Annotated in this window: 17 protein-coding genes; 5 read left to right on the forward strand and 12 right to left on the reverse strand. The window is 75.4% G+C overall.

Annotation, left to right across the window (positions count from 1 at the left end):
- Window positions 1-717 carry a uracil-DNA glycosylase gene (locus AC0GKK_RS11040; RefSeq protein WP_489883744.1) on the reverse strand — a complete coding sequence of 239 codons (717 nt, stop codon included), beginning with the start codon at window positions 715-717 and terminating at the stop codon, window positions 1-3.
- Window positions 714-1,667, reverse strand: a complete 954-nt coding sequence (locus AC0GKK_RS11045) for a Ppx/GppA phosphatase family protein (protein ID WP_100880838.1) — start codon at window positions 1,665-1,667, stop codon at window positions 714-716. Before AC0GKK_RS11045 ends, AC0GKK_RS11040 begins: the two co-directional genes overlap by 4 nt.
- Before the next feature lie 86 nt (window positions 1,668-1,753).
- Here AC0GKK_RS11045 and AC0GKK_RS11050 point away from each other — a divergent pair, with 86 nt between their 5' ends.
- Window positions 1,754-3,397 (forward strand): acyl-CoA dehydrogenase family protein, encoded by a 1,644-nt coding sequence (locus tag AC0GKK_RS11050; protein WP_489883745.1) that lies wholly within the window; start codon window positions 1,754-1,756, stop codon window positions 3,395-3,397.
- Here the strand turns inward: AC0GKK_RS11050 and AC0GKK_RS11055 are convergent.
- From AC0GKK_RS11055 to eno, 3 genes are all read right to left on the reverse strand, one after another.
- Window positions 3,394-3,918: a DUF501 domain-containing protein gene (locus AC0GKK_RS11055; protein WP_073577653.1), complete on the reverse strand. Its 525-nt coding sequence runs from the start codon at window positions 3,916-3,918 to the stop codon at window positions 3,394-3,396. The genes AC0GKK_RS11050 and AC0GKK_RS11055 overlap by 4 nt on opposite strands.
- Before the next feature lie 4 nt (window positions 3,919-3,922).
- The gene (locus AC0GKK_RS11060; RefSeq protein WP_489883746.1) at window positions 3,923-4,522 is read right to left on the reverse strand and encodes an FtsB family cell division protein; all 600 of its coding nucleotides are present in this window, start codon (window positions 4,520-4,522) and stop codon (window positions 3,923-3,925) included.
- Window positions 4,523-4,692: 170 nt separating this feature from the next.
- Window positions 4,693-5,988, reverse strand: a complete 1,296-nt coding sequence (gene eno / locus AC0GKK_RS11065; RefSeq protein WP_489883747.1) for a phosphopyruvate hydratase — start codon at window positions 5,986-5,988, stop codon at window positions 4,693-4,695.
- A 153-nt stretch (window positions 5,989-6,141) separates the two neighbouring features.
- Between eno and AC0GKK_RS11070 the strand changes: the two genes are divergently transcribed.
- The 4 genes from AC0GKK_RS11070 (at window position 6,142) to efeB (ending at window position 9,929) form a co-directional block, all read left to right on the forward strand.
- Window positions 6,142-6,552 carry a tetratricopeptide repeat protein gene (locus AC0GKK_RS11070; RefSeq protein ID WP_043279643.1) on the forward strand — a complete coding sequence of 137 codons (411 nt, stop codon included), beginning with the start codon at window positions 6,142-6,144 and terminating at the stop codon, window positions 6,550-6,552.
- 133 nt (window positions 6,553-6,685) lie between these two features.
- On the forward strand, window positions 6,686-7,510 hold the full coding sequence (gene efeU / locus AC0GKK_RS11075; RefSeq protein WP_489883748.1) for an iron uptake transporter permease EfeU: 825 nt from the start codon (window positions 6,686-6,688) through the stop codon (window positions 7,508-7,510).
- Window positions 7,511-7,554: 44 nt separating this feature from the next.
- The gene (gene efeO, locus AC0GKK_RS11080) at window positions 7,555-8,703 is read left to right on the forward strand and encodes an iron uptake system protein EfeO (RefSeq protein ID WP_405419338.1); all 1,149 of its coding nucleotides are present in this window, start codon (window positions 7,555-7,557) and stop codon (window positions 8,701-8,703) included.
- On the forward strand, window positions 8,700-9,929 hold the full coding sequence (efeB, locus tag AC0GKK_RS11085) for an iron uptake transporter deferrochelatase/peroxidase subunit (protein ID WP_489883749.1): 1,230 nt from the start codon (window positions 8,700-8,702) through the stop codon (window positions 9,927-9,929). Before efeO ends, efeB begins: the two co-directional genes overlap by 4 nt.
- Window positions 9,930-9,996: 67 nt before the next feature.
- Here the strand turns inward: efeB and AC0GKK_RS11090 are convergent, their stop codons facing one another.
- The 7 genes from AC0GKK_RS11090 to AC0GKK_RS11120 all read right to left on the reverse strand — a co-directional run bounded on the left by AC0GKK_RS11090 (window position 9,997) and on the right by AC0GKK_RS11120 (window position 17,391).
- Window positions 9,997-10,563 carry a lytic transglycosylase domain-containing protein gene (locus tag AC0GKK_RS11090; protein ID WP_489883750.1) on the reverse strand — a complete coding sequence of 189 codons (567 nt, stop codon included), beginning with the start codon at window positions 10,561-10,563 and terminating at the stop codon, window positions 9,997-9,999.
- Complete coding sequence (locus tag AC0GKK_RS11095; RefSeq protein WP_489883751.1) at window positions 10,458-10,733, reverse strand: hypothetical protein; 276 nt, start codon at window positions 10,731-10,733, stop codon at window positions 10,458-10,460. The genes AC0GKK_RS11090 and AC0GKK_RS11095 overlap by 106 nt, the downstream gene beginning before the upstream one ends.
- Before the next feature lie 42 nt (window positions 10,734-10,775).
- The gene (locus AC0GKK_RS11100) at window positions 10,776-11,702 is read right to left on the reverse strand and encodes a nucleoside triphosphate pyrophosphohydrolase (RefSeq protein WP_062400292.1); all 927 of its coding nucleotides are present in this window, start codon (window positions 11,700-11,702) and stop codon (window positions 10,776-10,778) included.
- Complete coding sequence (locus tag AC0GKK_RS11105; RefSeq protein ID WP_476653845.1) at window positions 11,702-12,625, reverse strand: SurA N-terminal domain-containing protein; 924 nt, start codon at window positions 12,623-12,625, stop codon at window positions 11,702-11,704. The genes AC0GKK_RS11100 and AC0GKK_RS11105 overlap by 1 nt, the downstream gene beginning before the upstream one ends.
- Window positions 12,626-12,638: 13 nt before the next feature.
- Window positions 12,639-13,886, reverse strand: a complete 1,248-nt coding sequence (locus tag AC0GKK_RS11110) for a S41 family peptidase (RefSeq protein ID WP_489884009.1) — start codon at window positions 13,884-13,886, stop codon at window positions 12,639-12,641.
- A 167-nt stretch (window positions 13,887-14,053) separates the two neighbouring features.
- Window positions 14,054-16,207, reverse strand: coding sequence for a S41 family peptidase (locus tag AC0GKK_RS11115; protein WP_489883752.1), 2,154 nt, complete (start codon window positions 16,205-16,207; stop codon window positions 14,054-14,056).
- The gene (locus tag AC0GKK_RS11120; protein WP_489883753.1) at window positions 16,204-17,391 is read right to left on the reverse strand and encodes a type III PLP-dependent enzyme; all 1,188 of its coding nucleotides are present in this window, start codon (window positions 17,389-17,391) and stop codon (window positions 16,204-16,206) included. Before AC0GKK_RS11120 ends, AC0GKK_RS11115 begins: the two co-directional genes overlap by 4 nt.
- Window positions 17,392-17,443 lie beyond the last annotated feature (52 nt).

Here is a 17,443-nt window from a genome sequence, read left to right on the forward strand (position 1 = left end):
TCATCGTCGGATCGGCGACAATCCCGCGGCCCGCGCGGTGTCCGCCAGGACCTGCTCGACCATGGCCGGGGTCAGCCGGCCGGTGAAGGTGTTCTGCTGGCTCACGTGGTAGCAGCCGAACAGCTCCAGCGGCTCCCGGTCGGGCCGGGCCGGGGCCAGCGTCACCGACGCCCCGTGCCCGAACTTCGGGGCCGGCCGCGGGACCGTCCACCCCGCCCCGGCGAGCACCGGCAGCAGCGCCTGCCACCCGAAGCCGCCGAGCACCATGACCCCGCGGACCGTCGGCGCGAGCAGGTCGAGCTCCTGCTCCAACCAGTTCCGGCAGGCGTCGCGCTCCGCCGGGGTCGGCTTGTTCGCCGGCGGCGCGCAGTGCACGGGCGCGGTGATCCGGACCCCGTGGAGCTCCAGGCCGTCGCCGATGTGGGAGGCGGTCGGCTGCGAGGCCAGTCCGACGGCGTACAGCGCGGCGTAGAGCACGTCGCCGCTGCGGTCGCCGGTGAACATGCGCCCGGTCCGGTTGGCGCCGTGCGCGGCGGGAGCCAGCCCGACGATCAGCATCCTCGCGTCGGGTGGACCGAAGCCGGGCACCGGGCGTCCCCAGTAGGTCTCGTCGCGGAACGCGGCCCGCTTGTCCCGGGCCACCTGCTCGCGCCACTCGACCAGCCGCGGACAGGCCCGGCACTCGGAGATCCGCTGGTCCAGGACCGCCAGGTTCATGCGATCGATCGCGCGATCCCGTCGAGGATGTCGTGCTCGGAGACGACGACCCGGTCGATCCCGGCGCGCGCATGCAGCTCGTCGGCCAGGGCCTGCACGACCAGCGCCCCGGCACCGATGACGTCGACGCGGCCCGGGTGCAGCGAACCGTGCTTCTCCCGCTCCGACCGCGACGACCGGATCAGCAGGTCCGCGACCCGGTGCAGGTCCTCGCGGGTCAGCGTCGAGCCGTGCACCTGCTCGCGGTCGTAGGCGGGCAGCTCCTGGGCGATCCCGGACAGCGAGGTGATCGTCCCGGCCACCCCGACCCAGGTCGTCGCGGTCTCGACCGGCACCGATGCGAACGCCTCGGCCAGCACCTCGGCGGCGACCGCACGCGCGGAGTCGATCTCGGCGTCCGACGGCGGGTCCGAGGGCAGGCAGCGCTCGGTCAGCCGCACCGACCCCATGTCGACCGACTTCGCCGCGGTCACCACGGCGGCCCCGTCGCGCAGCTCCCCCACGACGACCTCGGTGGACCCGCCGCCGACGTCGGTCACCACGAACGGGCCGTCGTCGGGGTCGAGGTCGCCGACGGCGCCGACGAACGACAGCCGCGCCTCTTCGTCGCCGGAGATGATCTCCGCCTCGACGCCCAGGGTGTCGCGGACCATCGCGAAGAAGTCCTCGCGGTTCGACGCGTCCCGGGTCGCCGACGTCGCGACCATCCGGATCCGCTCGGCTCCCTTACGGCGGGCGGCGACGGCGTAGTCGACCAGCGCCACCCGGGTCCGCTCCAGCGCCTCCGGGTCGAGCCGGCCGGTCGCGTCGACGCCCTTGCCCAGCCGCACGATCCGCATCTCGCGGTGCAGGTCACGCAGCTCCTTCTGCCCGTCGAACGCCTCGGTGACGTCGGCGACCAGCAGCCGGATCGAATTAGTTCCGCAGTCGATGGCGGCGACCCGCGACATCGGCACTCCCTGCTCTCGGCGACCGTCGGGCCTCACCGTAGTCGGGATCGGCCGGTGGAGCCGCCCGTCCGGGTTACCCTCCGGTAATGGCGACGACGCACACCCCGGCCCCGGTGTCCGACCTCGGCACCCACGAGGTCCTCAACCAGGTCCCGCCGCGCTCGGACGGCGACCTGCTCTCCGCGGACCCGGCCGTCGTCGAGGCGCTCGCGCGGGAGGGCGGGGACGCGGCGGCGCTGGAGTCGGTGGCCGCGGCCGTCGGGACCGCGGAGCACCGCGAGCACGCCCGCTCCGCGAACGCCTCCGAGCCGGAGCTGCGCACGCACGACCGCACAGGGCACCGCGTCGACGAGGTCACGTTCCACCCGTCCTGGCACGAGCTGATGCGCACCAGCGTCGGACACGGCCTCGCCGCCGCTCCGTGGGCGGAGGAGCCCGGAACCGGCGCGCACGTCACCCGCGCGGCGGGCTTCTACCTCACCTCGCAGGTCGAGCAGGGTCACCTGTGCCCGATCTCGATGACCTACGCGTCGGTACCCGCACTGCGGCACGCGCCCGAGCTCGCCGCCGCCTACGAGCCCGGCCTGACCGCCCGCCGCTACGTGCCCGGCCTCGCCGTCCCGGCCGGCAAGGACGGCCTCCTCGCGGGCATGTCGATGACCGAGAAGCAGGGCGGCTCCGACGTCCGCGCCGGCACCACCGTCGCCACCCCTCAGCCCGACGGCAGCTACCGCCTCACCGGCCACAAGTGGTTCACCAGCGCCCCGATGAACGACCTGTTCCTCACCCTCGCCCAGGCCCCCGGCGGGCTGACCTGCCTGGTCCTGCCCCGGGTGCTGCCCGACGGCACGCGCAACGCGATCCGGCTGCAGCGGCTCAAGGACAAGCTCGGCAACCGGTCCAACGCGTCGTCGGAGATCGAGTACGCGGGCGCGGTCGGCTGGCGGGTCGGCGACGAGGGCCGCGGCGTCCGGACGATCATCGAGATGGTCTCGATGACCCGGCTCGACTGTGTGCTGGGCTCCGCGGCGACTGCGCGGGCCGCGGTCACCGAGGCGGCGCACCACGTCGCCCATCGGTCGGCGTTCGGGGCGCGCCTGGCCGACCAGCCACTGATGCGCGAGGTCCTCGCCGAGCTCGCCGTCGAGACCGAGGCCGCGACCGTCCTGGCGCTGCGGCTGGCCGGTGCGGTCGACCGGGGTGAGACGGCGCTGCTGCGCCTGGCCCTGCCGGTGTCGAAGTACCTGGTGTGCAAGCGGACCTCGACCGTCGTCGCCGAGGCGCTGGAGTGCCTGGGCGGCAACGGCTACGTCGAGGAGTCCGACCTGCCCCGGCTCTACCGGGAGGCGCCGCTGAACTCGATCTGGGAGGGCTCGGGCAACGTCACCGCGCTCGACGCGCTGCGCGCCATCGCCCGCGAGCCGCACGCCGTCGAGGCACTTCTCGGCGAGATCGACCTCGCGGCGGGAGCCGACCCGCGGCTGGACGCGACGGTCACCGCGCTGCGCGCCGAGCTGGCCGCACCGGAGGAGCGCCGGGCCCGCCGTCTCGCGGAGCTGGCCGCGCTGGCACTGCAGGGGTCGCTGGTGGTCCGCCACGCCCCGACGGCCGTCGCGGACGTCTTCCTCGCGACCCGGCTCGACGCCGACGGGCCGCTGCGCACGGCCGGGACGCGGCCGGGCAAGGACAGCGTCGGGGTGCTGCTGGAGCGGGCGACGCCGGGGATCTAGAGGCAGGGCGGCCCGGACCGCCACCACTCCCCGATCTCGTCGAGGGCCTCGTCGCCGAACGGGTTCACCCCGGACCCGGCGGCGAGGGCGTGCGCGACGTGCACGTGCAGGCACTTGACCCGGTCCGGCATCCCCCCGGCCGTGACGTCGGGGTGCGTGGCGAGCGGCTCGATGGCGTCGCGCTCGGCGAGATAGGTCTCGTGGGCGCGGCGGTAGGCGCCGGCCAGCTCGTCGTCGACGGCCAGCCGCTCCTCCATCTCCCGCATCCGGCCCTCGGCCTCGAGGGTCCCGATCCGCGACGCCAGCCGGGCGCAGGTCAGGTAGTACAGCGTCGGGAACGGGGTGCCGTCGGGCAGCCGCGGCGCGGTCTGCACGACCGCCGGGTGCCCGGACGGGCAACGGTAGGCGACCGCGAGGACCCCGCGCGGGGCGCGACCGAGCTGGTCGGCGACGGCGTCGAGGTCGGCCTGAGCGACCGGGCCCGGCTCCAGACCGGGCGGACGGGAACGAGTGCTGCTCACACCGTCATCGTCGCGGGTCGCCCGTGACGTCGTTCCACAGGGTGTGGAACCAGGGCACGCCGGGCTCGGCCTGGCCGTGCTCGACGACCGGCGCCGGCGGGGCCGGGAACTGCACGACGTAGGGGGTCTCCCCCGGCTGGACCATCCCGAGCCGGGACCGGGCCTGCGCCTCGACCTCGGCCGGATCCGAGAGCCGGGCGCGGTCGGAGGACAGCCGCGCGACGTCGGCCTCCAGCGCCTGCTGCCGGTCGGAGACGTCGGCCAGCTCCTGGCGCTGGGCGACGAAGTTGTGCAGCGGCACCGCGACGGTCAGTGCGAGCGCGCAGACCACGATGGCCAGGATCGCGGCCCGCTTCGTCGACGACAGGCCCAGCAGCCCGGTGGTGCGGGCGACGACCTCGCCGGCGCGGGACCGGGCGCGGGTCAGACGGGGCCGGGCGCCCTGCGGTCCGGCCGGCCGCGACCGCGCACCGGAGCCGCCCGTCGACGCGGGGGCGCGCGCCGAGCGTGCGGTCGTGGTCCGCGGCTTGGCCGCGGCACGACCACGCCCGGTGCCGGTCGTGCGCGCACGAGCGTCCCGTCCACGTCCCCGACGGTCCGCCATGCACCCTCCCGTCCGTCCCGGGTTCCCTCACCCGTCAGTGCCGCCCGTACCGCTCCGTGGCGACCCGTCCAGCATGCCGCCCGATCGGGCGCCGGTGGGGGCGCCGCGCCGGACCGTCCGCAGACGATCCGGGCGGCACCGGTGTCACCGACGGGTGAACGACCGGAGCGTCAGCCCTGGCCGGGTACCTGATACCGCGGGAACGCCAGCTCGCCGTTGTAGCGGGCGGCGTCACCGAGCAGCTCCTCGATGCGCAGCAGCTGGTTGTACTTCGCCACCCGCTCGGACCGCGCCGGGGCGCCGGTCTTGATCTGGCCGCAGCCGGTCGCGACGGCGAGGTCCGCGATGGTGACGTCCTCCGTCTCCCCGGAACGGTGGCTCATCATGCAGCGGTACCCCGCGTTGTGCGCCATCGTCACCGCGTCGAGGGTCTCGGACAGGGTGCCGATCTGGTTGACCTTCACCAGCAGCGCGTTCGCGGCGCCCCGGGCGATGCCGTCCTCGAGCCGCTCCGGGTTGGTGACGAACAGGTCGTCGCCGACGAGCTGCACCTTGTCGCCGATGGCCTCGGTGAGGCCGGCCCAGCCGTCCCAGTCGTTCTCGTCCAGCGGGTCCTCGATGGACACCAGCGGGTAGGAGTCGACCAGCTCGGCCCACACCTCGGACAGCTTGTCCGCGGTGATCTTCTTGCCCTCGAAGGAGTACTTGCCTGCCTCGTGGAACTCGGTCGCCGCGACGTCGAGCGCCAGCACGACGTCGGTGCCCAGGGTGTAGCCGGCCCGCTGCACGGCGGCGGCGATCAGGTCGAGCGCCCCGCGGGTGCCGCCCTTGACGTCGGGGGCGAAACCGCCCTCGTCGCCGAGGCCGGTCGACAGGCCCTTGTCCTTCAGCTCCGACTTCAGCGCGTGGTAGACCTCCGCGCCCCAGCGCAGCGCCTCGCGGAAGGTCTCCGCACCGATCGGGGCGACCATGAACTCCTGCACGTCGACGGAGGTGTCGGCGTGCGCACCACCGTTGAGGATGTTCATCATCGGGACCGGCAGGACGTGCGCGTTGGAGCCGCCGACGTAGCGGAACAGCTCCAGGCCCGAGGACTCCGCCCCGGCCTTCGCGACGGCCAGCGACACGCCCAGCAGGGCGTTCGCGCCGAACTTCGACTTGTCCGGGGTGCCGTCCAGGTCGACGAGGCGCTGGTCGACCAGTCGCTGGTCCACCGCCTCGACGCCGACGAGCTCCGGCCCGATCTCGTCGAGGACGGCCGCGACGGCCTTCTCGACGCCCTTGCCGCCGTAGCGGTTCTTGTCGCCGTCCCGCAGCTCGACGGCCTCGTGTTCGCCGGTCGAGGCGCCCGACGGGACCGCGGCACGCGCCAGCGTGCCGTCGTCCAGCGCGACCTCGACCTCCACCGTGGGGTTGCCCCGGGAATCGAGGATCTCGCGTGCCCCGACCTGCTCGATGACCGCCACCGTGACTCCTGTTCTGATCGCGGGTGTCGTCCGGTGCGTCAGCGTAGTCACCGGTCGGCCCCCGGCGGGGGACGCTTGCGTCACCCTGCTCCGCACCGGCGGTCTGTCAAGACCTCGCATCCCGCCCGGATCGCACCTAACGTAAGGGTGACCATGAGCAGTCCCCGTGCGAACCACCAGGACCCGGTCGCGGCGTTCCGCCGTGCCGACCGGCTGCTCTCGCGGCACCGCCCGCTCGAGGCGCTCGACGCGCTCCGCCCGGTCCTCGACGCCCACGGTCCGGACGAACCCGGCGACGCCTCGGTGCACCTGCTCGCCGGCCGCGCCTACCTCGACTCGGCACAGCTGCGGAAGGCCGAGGCGGCGTTCGTCCGGGTCGTCGAGATGGACCCGGCCGACCACTACGCGCGCTTCGCACTCGGCAAGACGCTGCAGCGCCAGGGCAGGCTCGGCGAGGCCGAGACGCAGCTGAAGATCGCCTCGGCGATGGATCCGCGCCCGGAGTACCAGGAGGCACTGGGCGAGGTGCGGGCCCGCATCGCGCTCGCACCCGACCGTCCCTGACGCGCGAAAACGGATCTTCCGGGGCGAATGCCGCGCGACACTTCCCCGCTCGATCGGGTGAGGTTAGCCTTCCCGCCTGGCAGCACACCCTCACCTGGTGACTGCTCGTCGTGGTCACGCTGCAGGAGGTCGCATGCTGGGGAACGCGCTCATCGGGCTGCGCGAAGGGCTCGAGGCCGCACTGGTCGTGGCGATCCTGGTCGCGTTCCTGGTCCGCACCGGGCGTCGCTCCGAGCTGCCCAGGGTGTGGGCGGGCGTCGCGCTCGCCGTCGCCGTCAGCGTCGGCGTCACGCTCGGGCTGACCCTGACCCAGCAGGCACTGACCTTTGAGGCCCAGGAGGCGCTCGGCGGCTCGCTCTCGATCATCGCGGTCGGCTTCGTCACCTGGATGATCTTCTGGATGCGCTCGCACGGCCGGACCCTGTCCCGGGAGCTGGAGGGCGCCCTGGACCGGGCCGTGTCGATGGGGCCGTGGGCCGTCGTCGTGATGGCGGCACTCGCCGTCGGCCGCGAGGGCCTGGAGACCGCGATCTTCTTCTTCGCCGCCGCGCAGGCCGCGGGCGAGACGGCCGGGCCGCTGGTCGGGTTCCTGATCGGCATCGCGATCGCCGTCGCGCTGGCGTACGCGATCTACCGTGGCGCGCTGAAGATCGACCTGGGCCGGTTCTTCACCGTCACCGGCTTCCTGCTGATCTTCGTCGCCGCCGGGATCCTCGCCTACGGCGTGCACGACCTGCAGGAGGCCGGGATCCTGCCGGGGCTGACCACGTTGGCCTTCGACGTCAGCGACGTGATCCCCGCCGACTCCTGGTACGGCACGCTCCTCAAGGGGATCTTCAACTTCTCACCGCGGACGACCGTGCTCGAGGCCGTCGTCTGGTCGCTCTACGTCGTGGTGGTCCTGGCGCTGTTCCTGCGCCCCGCCCGCCGGCGCGCCCCCGCCACCACCGACGCCTGAACCCCGCACCGTCCACGGTGTCGACCCCTCTAGGAGAACGCACGATGTCCCCCGTCACGCGCACGGCCGCCGGCCTGGCGTCGCTCACCGTCGCCGGCGCGCTGCTGGCCGGCTGCACCTCGACCGCCCCCACGGCGCAGGGAGCGGGCGACGGCGGCCCGATCACCGTGAACGCCACCGACACCGCCTGCGAGATCTCGACCGCGCAGGCCCCGGCCGGCACCGTCACCTTCCGGATCACCAACGCCGGCAGCAAGGTCACCGAGTTCTACCTCTACGCCACCGGTGACCGGATCATGGGCGAGGTCGAGAACATCGGCCCGGGGCTGTCCCGCGACCTGATCGTCGAGGTCCCCGACGGCGGCACCTACACCACCGCCTGCAAGCCCGGCATGTCCGGCGACGGCATCCGCGCCCCGTTCACCGTGACCGGCTCGGCGCAGCGTGCCACCGACGCGAACGCCCAGCTGGCCGCGGCCACCGCCGGCTACAAGCGCTACGTCGACTCCCAGGTCGGCGCGCTCGTCCCGAAGACCCAGGAGTTCGCCGACGCGGTCAAGGCCGGCGAGGTCGAGAAGGCCAAGGCGCTGTTCCCGGTCGCGCGCACCTACTGGGAGCGCATCGAGCCCGTCGCCGAGTCCTTCGGCGACATCGACCCGAGGATCGACGGCCGGGAGGACGACGAGCGTGACCCGGGCGTCGGGTTCACCGGGTACCACCGGCTGGAGAAGGACCTGTGGGTCACCGGCCTGCAGCCCGACTCGGCCGCGATCGCCGACCGGCTCACCGCCGACATCACCGACCTGGCCGCGCGCACCCGGACCGTCGAGCTGACCCCGGTCCAGCTCGCGAACGGCGCGAAGGAGCTCCTCGACGAGGTCGCCACCGGCAAGATCACCGGCGAGGAGGACCGCTACTCCCACACCGACCTGTGGGACTTCGCCGCGAACGTCGAGGGCTCCCGCGCCGCGGTCGCCGCACTCCGCCCGACGATCGACGCCAACGACCCCGCGCTCGGCCCGGTGCTCGACCAGCGGTTCGAGGCCGTCGAGACGCTGCTGCAGGGCTACCGGGTCGGCGACGGCTATCGGCTCTACACCCAGCTGACCCCGGAGGACACCCGCGCGATGACCGCGGCCGTCGACGCGCTGTCCGAGCCGGTCAGCAAGGTCGCGGGCACCGTGACGGCATGAGCCCGTGGCACCTGTCGCGGCGACGGTTGTTCGGCCTGGCCGGCGCCGGAGCGGCGCTGGCCGGGGCGGGCGCGGCCGCGGGCTACGGGCTGTCCGGCGCACCCGCCGCCGACGGCGTCGTCGCCTTCCGCGGCGAGCACCAGGCCGGGATCGTCACCCCGGCCCAGGACCGGCTGCACTTCGTCGCGCTCGACCTCACCTCGACCGACCGCGCCGCCGTCGCCGACCTGCTGCGCCGCTGGACCGCCGCGGCCGAGCGCATGACGAGCGGCCGGGAGACCGCCGAGGGCGGCGCGATCCCGGCCAACCGCTACGCCGCCCCGGCCGACACCGGCGAGGCGCTCGGGCTCCCGGCCGCGTCGCTGACGCTGACCTTCGGCGTGGGCCCGGGGTTCTTCGACAAGCTCGGGATCCCCGACCGCCGCCCGCCCCAGCTCGCCGGGCTCCCCCGGTTCCAGGGCGACCGGCTCGACCCGGCCCGCTCCGGCGGGGACCTGTGCATCCAGGCCTGCGCCGACGATCCGCAGGTGGCCGTGCACGCGGTCCGCAACCTGGTCCGCGACGGCTTCGGCGTCACCGAGGTGCGCTGGTCGCAGCTGGGCTTCGGGCGGACGTCGTCGACCTCGACCGGGCAGGCGACCCCGCGCAACCTGTTCGGGTTCAAGGACGGCACGAACAACCTCAAGGCCGAGGAGCCCGATCTGCTCGCGCAGCACGTGTGGGTCGGCGACGAGGGACCGGACTGGCTGCGCGGCGGGTCCTACCTGGTTGCCCGCCGGATCCGGATGCACATCGAGACCTGGGACCGCTCCGGGCTCGACGAGCAGGAGCAGATCATCGGCCGGGACAAGGGTGAGGGCGCCCCGTTGACCGGCACGGCCGAGTTCGACCTCGCCGACCTGGCCGCCTCCGGTCCGTCGGGGCCGGTCATCCCGGACGACAGCCACATCCGGCTCGCCTCCGCCGAGGCGAACGGTGGCGCGCGGCTGCTGCGGCGCGGCTACAACTTCGTCGACGGCACCGACGGCCGCGGCCACCTCGACGCCGGGCTGTTCTTCGTCGCGTTCGTGCGCGACCCGCTCACGCAGTACGTGCCGATGCAGCGCAGGCTGGCCCGGTCCGATGCGCTCAGCGAGTACCTGGAGCACAACGGCTCGGCGGTGTTCGCGGTCCCGCCCGGCCTCGCCGAGGGCGACGACCACTGGGGACGCGCGCTCCTCGCCTGACCCGCACGCCGCGTCCCGGCACGGCCGCGCCCGCCGGGGTGCGGGCCGGGCCAGGGGGCGGGCCGGGTCAGGGGGCCGGCGGCGCGGGGGCGGTGGTGCGCTGCGCGTAGTCCGCGGCGGCGGCCCACACGTCGCGGGCGTAGTCGCCCGAGGCGTTGTAGGCGAGCACCCCTCGCCACCAGTCGTCGGCGTCGGCGACGTCGCGCCCGTTCGCGCACAGGTACCCGGCCGCGGCGAGCGCGGCGTCGTCGACCTGCTGCGGGTCGGCGACGCCGTCACCGTTGCCGTCCGCGCCGTAGCGCGCCCAGGTCCCGGGCAGGAACTGCATCGGCCCGACCGCGCGGTCCAGCACCGGGTCGCCGTCGAGGCGGCCGCCGTCGGTGTCGGCCACCCGGCGGGTGCCGCCGGTGCCGTCGAGCGGGATGCCGATGATCGGCGGGTCGACGCGGCCGTGCGGGCCGGGCTCGGCGCCGCGGAAGGTCGCGTGCCGGGACTCGATCCGCCCGACCCCGGCCAGCGTCGCCCAGCTCAGCCGGCAGTCCGGGGTGCGCTCGCGCTGGCGCAGCTCGGCGTTCGCGTAGGCCTGCAGGGTCCGCTCGGGATCTCGGCCTCGGCCGCGGTCGCCCGGGCCCACGCGACGACGTCGGTGCCCGCCGGCAGCGGCGCGGACGCAGGCGGGGCGGACTGCCTGTCGACCGGGGTCCGGGGCAGCGACGGCCCGAAGTCCGGGCCGGTCGCCAGCGAGACGAGCACGATCAGGGCCAGGATGCCGCCGATGGCCGCGAGCAGCGACTGGGTGCGCACGCTCACACGTTACCGGCGGGTATCACCCGATCGGGGTGGGGGTCAGGGACCGTCCCAGTAGCGGCGCCAGTCCTCGGCGGTCAGCGCGTGCGGGTCGAGCCCGTCGGCGGCGGCGGCCTTCTCCGCCGACCGCACCCGCGCCTCGAACTCCCGGGCGGCCGTGCGGAGCGCGGCCTCCGGGTCGGCACCGCCGAGCTGTGCGGCCGCGGCCAGCCGGAACAGCGCCGCACCGGCACCGTCGTCGGCGGGCAGCAGGTCCGCGGGCAGCCCCGCCTTCGCCGTGCGGGAGGTCAGCTTCGCGGCGAGCGCGACGGCCGGCTGAACCGTCGCGATGCCGTCGACACTGGACTCGCGCTGCTTCTCGGCGCGCTTGAGCTCGTCCCAGCGGCGGTCCTGGTCGGCGGCCGTGGCGACCTGCTCCCCCGCGGCGAACACGTGCGGGTGGCGGCCGACGAGCTTGTCGACCAGCCCGGTCGCGACCTCGTCGATCCCGAACGGGGCGCCGTCGTGCTCGGTGGCGACGCGGGCGTGGAACAGCACCTGCAGCAGGACGTCGCCGAGCTCCTCGCGCAGCTCGGTGCGGTCACCGTCCTCGATGGACTGGTAGAGCTCGTAGCACTCCTCGACGAGGTAGCGCAGCAGCGAGGTGTGGGTCTGCTCGGCGTCCCACGGGCAGCCGCCGGGCGAGCGCAGCCGATCCATCACCGCGACGGCGTCGAGCACCGCGTGCCCGGTGGGCGGCGGCACCGCACCGGGGTGCGCGGCGGCGGGGTGGCCCGCCGGGACCAGCAGCACCGTGCCGTCGGCGAGCCCGGCGGGGTCGGTGCCGGTCCAGTCGGCGGCACCGGCGGCGGCGCCGGCGTCGAGACCGGGCACGGCGAGCACGTCGGTCGCGGAGCGCAGCAGCGGCAGCGCCGCGGCCGGGAGCGCGGCCCCGCGCCGGGGGCAGACGACGACCGTGGCGGCCATCAGGGAGCGGGCGGGGTCGGGTTGCCCGCGGCGACCGGGAACACCACGGAGGCGTCCTCGGCGGTCGGTACGGCGAGCATCTGGATCGGGTCCCACTCGCCGTAGCGGGGGTTGAGCTGCACCCCGGTGCGCAGCGCGGTGGGGGTGAGCATGCGGATGCCGGCCTCGGACAGCGACCGCTGGTCCAGCTGGCCGACCGCGTCGCCCGGGGCGGGGGCGCCGAGGTCGCGCTCGGTCACCCGCACCACGACCCAGCCCTGGCCGCTACCCAGCGGGAACGCCGCGACCCAGCCGGCCGGGATCCCGATCAGCGGGGTGAGCGCGGCCTGCGGGGTCTCGGCCGGGCGGATCGCGAGCCCGCGCTGGGTGGTGCCGGCACCGGCCAGCGCCGTCTCGGCCCGCTGCCCGCCGGCGGCGACCTCACGGGCCAGCGTGGTGGCCTGTGCCCGGTCCTGGGCGACCGCGACGTCCGCGGTCACCGACAGCCGCGGCAGCTCGCGGCGGGCGAGCTCGGACAGGGTCAGCTCGTCCCGGGTGGCGGCCTGCGCACCGCCGACCGCCAGCGACGACTCCTGCACCGCCTGCTCGCCGCCCTGCCGGGCGATCGCCGCGGCGACCTGCTGGTCGGACACGGTGACGCCCTGCTCCGGGGCGGCCAGGCCGATCAGGTCGCGGATCACCAGCTGGGACACCACGGCCCGCCCGATGTCGGCCTCGGACCCGCCCTGGGCCTTGAGACCGTCGACCAGCCCGGGCCGGGTGAGCACCGAGGTGATCGCGGGCTGCACGGTGGCGAGCGGGATCGACGTCTCGCCGACGATCGCGGCTGAGTCGACCCGGCTCGGTCCGGTGCCGCAGCCGGCCCCGGTGACAGCGACGGCCCCGACGATCAGCAGGGCGGCGGTGATCCTGCGAGTGCGCACGGCGGTCAGCCTCTCACGCGATGTGGTGCCGATCTCCCCCGCCCGGCCGACCCGGTAGCGCGGGCCGGGCCGCCGACGGCCGCCCCGCGAGGTCCGGCGGCCGCGCGGGCGGGTGCTCGTCGAGCCGGGCCAGGGCGATCGCGATCGCCCGGTCCAGCTGCGGGTCCCGTCCCGCCGCCCGGTCCTGCGGGGTCACCACCACCTCCACGTCGGGGTCGACGCCGTGGTTCTCCATCGTCCAGCCGACGTCGTCGAACCAGGTGGCGTAGCGGGGCTGGGTCACCAGGGTGCCGTCGACGAGCCGGTAGCGGCTGTCGATGCCGATCACCCCGCCCCAGGTGCGGGTCCCGACGACCGGGCCGACCCCGAGCCGCTTGATGGCGGCGGTGACGATGTCGCCGTCGGAGCCCGAGCGCTCGTCGGCCAGGGTCACCACCGGCCCGCGCGGCGCCTGCTCGGGGTAGGTGGCGGGTGCGCCGTGCCGGGGCAGGTCCCACCCGATGACGCGGCGGGCGAGCTTCTCCACCACCAGCTGCGAGGTGTGGCCGCCGCGGTTGCCGCGCACGTCGAGCAGCAGGCCGTCCTTCGCGGTCTCGCGGGCGAGGTCGCGGTGCAGCTGGGCCCAGCCGTAGCCCATCATGTCCGGCACGTGCAGGTAGCCCAGCCGCCCGCCGGAACGCCCGGCGACCTCGGCGCGCAGCCGGGCCACCCGGTCCTGGTAGCGCAGCTCGTCCTCGGAGTGCAGCGGGCGCACCGCGACGCGGCGGACGGTGCCCGCGTCGGGCCGGTCGGGACCGGAGCGCACGGTGAGCTCCACGGTGCTCCCGGCCGTCGCGACGAGCAGTGGCGCGACCCCCCAGTGCGGGTCCAGCGGGCGCCCGTTCACCTCCAGCAGCACGTCCCCGGCCCGCACGTCGACGCCCGGCCCGGACAGCGGGCTGCGCGCGGCGGGCGCGGAGGTCTCCGGCGGCAGGACGCGCCGGACCCGCCACCCCGGTCCGCCTGCCGGGTCGGGTTCCAGGTCGGCCCCGAGCAGGCCGGGGCGCCCGGTCGGGTCGCCGCCGGCGCCGCCGCCCAGGACGTAGGCGTGCGAGGTACCCAGCTCGCCGTGCAGCTCCCACAGCACGTCGAGCAGGTCGTCGTGGCTCCCGGCCCGGTCGACCAGCGGCCGGTACCGGGCGGTCTCGGCGGCCCAGTCGACCCCGGCCATGTCCTCGACCCAGAAGTGGTCGCGCATGAGGCGGGCGGTCTCGTCGAACATCTGCCGCCACTGGGCGACCGGGTCGACGGTGACCACGAGCCGGCGGGTGTCGATCGTGAACTCGTCGCCGCCCGCGTCGTCCTCGGGTGCCGCGGAGCCGCCCCGGTCGGCGCGCAGCAGCCGCACCGTGCCCCGGTCGCGGACGACGAGCCGGGTGCCGTCGCCGCTCACCGTGAACGACGACGCCGGATCGGCGACCACGGTGACCGTGCGCCGGGCCAGGTCGAACCGCTCCAGCACGGCGCGGTCGGGCTCGGCGTCGTCGTCGGGGAGGCTGTCGCCGAGCACACCGGTGCCGCCGGGCAGCCGCAGCCACACCAGGCCGCCCCGGACCGCGGAGAGCCGGGTGTAGCGGGCGGCCTCGACCGGCACGCCGACGACCCGGTCGGCCAGCCCCTCGACGTCGACGACGACCTCCGGTGGTACCTCGTCGGCGTCGCGTCCGGACCGGCGACGGCCGCCGCGCGCCCCGCTCCGGGCCTGCGTCCCGGCCCCGGTCGCCGCGGCCACCGCGCGGCCCGCACCGTCGGCGGCTCCGTCACCGGACGGCTCGGGCTCGTCGCCGGGCTCCGGCGGGGCCGGGGCGTCGGCGGGGTCGCGGGCGGGTCGTCCGGGCCTTCGTCGGCCGGGTCCACCGGGCGGCCGTCCGGCCCCGCCCCGAACGGCGACGGCGTCCGCGCGGCCAGCGGCACCAGGAACGGCTTCCAGCCGGTGCCGAAGGTCAGGTCGAAGGAGTGCTCGTCGTAGCTGGGGTCGAACACCCGCCGGGACAGGAACGCCAGGTGCCTGCCGTCAGCGGTGAAGACCGGGTCGCTGTCGTGGAAGCGGGCCGGGGTCACCTCGGCGTGCTCGCCGTCGGCGACCCGGGTGAGCACGATCCGCGACAGCCCCTCGGGGGCCGGGTCGCACCAGGCCAGCCAGGCCGAGTCCGGTGACCAGGACACGTCGGAGGGCTCGCCCGCGGTGCCGCGGTGCAGCTCGCGCAGCTCCCCCACCGCCCGGGCCGGGACGGCCTCGTCGACCACGCCGTCGTCGTGCCGGTCGTCGGGGCCGGGCGCCGGGTCCGGTGCGGGATCGGCGCCGGTGTGCAGCACCAGCAGCCTGCCGTCGTGCGTGGTGAGCGCGACGGCGGACCCGTCGGGTGCCGGGGCCAGCTCCAGGACCCGTCCGATGCCGCCCGCGGCGTACCGCGCCCGCTCCGGGGCGTCCGGGAGGTGCGGGTCGAGCGGGGCCACGACCACGGCGTCCTCACCGGTCGCGTCGTCCACCCACACGGCGCGGTGCGTACCGAGCGGGTGCGCGAGCCGGGCCCGCACACCGGGCTCGGCGAGCAGCGCGCGGGCGGGACCGTCGCGGTGGGTGAGCCGGTGCACGGTCCCGCGCACCGACACGATGCTCGTGCGGCCGGTGCGGTCGGGCCGGACCGGGCCGAGGTCGGCGGGCAGCGACGCGCGGAACGGCTCGCGGGCGCGCCGCGGCCCGCCGGGCCGGACGTCGATCCGGCGCGGCTGCGAGGCGGCGGACAGGTCGTCCAGCAGGAAGATCTCCCCGGCCGACTCGTAGACCACCCGGCGCCCGTCGGTGCTGGCGTGCCGGGCGTAGAAGTCGGTGCCGCCGCCGGAGCCGTGGTCGGTGTGCCGGCGCAGGTCGGTGCCGGGGTCGGCGAGCGGGACGGAGTAGACATTCCCCCAGCCCTCGTGGTCGGAGACGAACGCCAGCCGCGGGCCCGACCCGTCGTCGACGATCATGGGGCACTCCAGCTGCCCGGCCAGAGCGGCGAGGACCCGGGTGAACTCGCCCGTCCCGGCGGTGTCGAGCCACAGCCGGCCGGCGCGCCCACCGCGGTAGCGCTTCCAGTGGGCCGCGTCGCGCCCGCCCTCGACCTGGGTGAGCACGGCGGGTCCGCCGGGCTGGTGGGCGAGCGCGGTGAGCGTGCCGTACGGCAGCAGCCGCGGTGCCCCGCCGGTCGCCGGGACCGCGTACGCCCACAGCCGGGAGGTCGCGTCGCCGTGCGCGGACAGCGCGACCACCGCGCCGTCGGGGGTCCAGCCCGCGGCGCGGGTCGGCGCCTCGCCCCACCAGGTCAGCCGGGTGGGCGTGCCCCCCTCGGCGTCGACCCGGTACACCTCGGGTGCGCCGTCGCGCCGGGACGCGAACGCGACGGACCCGCCGTCGGGCGAGAAGCGCGGTGCGGTGACGGGCACCCCGTCCGCGGTCAGGCGGTGGGCCCGCCCGCCCTCGACCGGAGCCGTCCACAGGTCGTCCTCCGCGACCAGGACGACCGTGTCACCCGACAGATGGGGATGGCGCAGGAAGCTCACACGGCGACGTTAGCCGCACGCACCGACGATCCGGGCCCGCCCGCGGCGGGGTCGCCGGTGCAGACGCAGCGCAGCGGGGCGAAGCCGTTGAAGCCCACCGAGGAGTAGCTGGCGGTGTAGGCGCCGGTGTGCAGCAGCCGGACCACGTCACCGGCGCACAGGTCGTCGGGGAGCAGGTAGGGGTGCCTGCGGTAGAGCAAGTCGGCGCTGTCGCAGGTCGGCCCGGCCAGGACGACCGGGGAGCGGGGGCCGTCGTCGTGCGCGGTGCGGATCGGGTAGCGGACCAGCTCGCTCTCGGTCTCGGCGAGCCCGCCGAAGCGGCCGACGTCGAGGTAGACCCAGCGCGGACCGGCGTCACCGTCCCGGTCGGACACGAGCACGACCTCGCTGTGGAGCGTCCCCGCGTCGGCGACGAGGCCCCGGCCCGGTTCGATCATCAACTCCGGCCGGTCGTCGCCGAACTCCGCGGCGACCGCCTCGTGGATCGCGTCGCCGTAGTCCGACAGCGGGCGGACCTGCGTGTCGTAGTGCGCGGGGAAGCCGCCGCCGAGGTCGAGCAGGTCGGGTCGCAGCCCGCGGGCGCGGACCCGGCGGAACACCTCCGCGGCGTCGGCGATCCCGGCCCGCCACGTCCCCGGGTCGAGCTGCTGGGAGCCGACGTGGAACGACACGCCCGCGGCGCGCAGACCGGCCGCGTCGGCGTCGAGGAGCAACGACGCGGCCGCGGCCGTCGAGCACCCGAACTTGCGGTCCAGCGGGAAACAGGAGCCCGCGCCGGTGCAGGTGACCCGGACGAACACCTCCGCCCCCGGCGCGCAGCGCGCGATCTTGGCCAGCTCGGCGGCCGAGTCGACGGCGAACCGGCGGACCCCGCTGCGGTGCGCGAACGCGATGTCGCGTTCCTTCTTCACGGTGCTGCCGTAGGAGATGTCCGCGGGCCGCGCGCCGGCCGCGAGGCACAGTTCCAGCTCCGGCCGGCTGGCGACGTCGAATCGCGCGCCGAGACCGACCAGGAATGCGACGAGCCGCGGGGCCGGATTCGCCTTGACCGCATAGAACAGTTCCGCTCCGGGAAGTGCACGTCCGAATTCGGCATACCGTTCCCGGACGGCGTCCAGGTCCAGCACCAGGTACGGAGTGCAGAGTTCGACGGATTCGGTGGAGACGGGCCGGCGATCGGACATCGGACACACCTCTTTCCCGGAAACGGGGGTTCACGACGGAAACGGCGTTCTG

This window comes from Pseudonocardia sp. P-1 (assembly GCF_058111925.1).

Excerpts from the sequence above, each read along its gene's own strand:
- AC0GKK_RS11110 (WP_489884009.1), bottom strand. The coding sequence starts at position 13,886 with ATGTTCGACGAGACCGCCCGCCTCATGCGCGACCACTTCTGGGTCGAG.
- efeO (WP_405419338.1), top strand. The coding sequence starts at position 7,555 with ATGTCCCCCGTCACGCGCACGGCCGCCGGCCTGGCGTCGCTCACCGTC.
- AC0GKK_RS11120 (WP_489883753.1), bottom strand. The coding sequence starts at position 17,391 with ATGTCCGATCGCCGGCCCGTCTCCACCGAATCCGTCGAACTCTGCACT.
- efeU (WP_489883748.1), top strand. The coding sequence starts at position 6,686 with ATGCTGGGGAACGCGCTCATCGGGCTGCGCGAAGGGCTCGAGGCCGCA.
- AC0GKK_RS11100 (WP_062400292.1), bottom strand. The coding sequence starts at position 11,702 with ATGGCCGCCACGGTCGTCGTCTGCCCCCGGCGCGGGGCCGCGCTCCCG.
- AC0GKK_RS11045 (WP_100880838.1), bottom strand. The coding sequence starts at position 1,667 with ATGTCGCGGGTCGCCGCCATCGACTGCGGAACTAATTCGATCCGGCTG.
- AC0GKK_RS11040 (WP_489883744.1), bottom strand. The coding sequence starts at position 717 with ATGAACCTGGCGGTCCTGGACCAGCGGATCTCCGAGTGCCGGGCCTGT.
- AC0GKK_RS11070 (WP_043279643.1), top strand. The coding sequence starts at position 6,142 with ATGAGCAGTCCCCGTGCGAACCACCAGGACCCGGTCGCGGCGTTCCGC.
- AC0GKK_RS11060 (WP_489883746.1), bottom strand. The coding sequence starts at position 4,522 with ATGGCGGACCGTCGGGGACGTGGACGGGACGCTCGTGCGCGCACGACC.
- AC0GKK_RS11050 (WP_489883745.1), top strand. The coding sequence starts at position 1,754 with ATGGCGACGACGCACACCCCGGCCCCGGTGTCCGACCTCGGCACCCAC.
- efeB (WP_489883749.1), top strand. The coding sequence starts at position 8,700 with ATGAGCCCGTGGCACCTGTCGCGGCGACGGTTGTTCGGCCTGGCCGGC.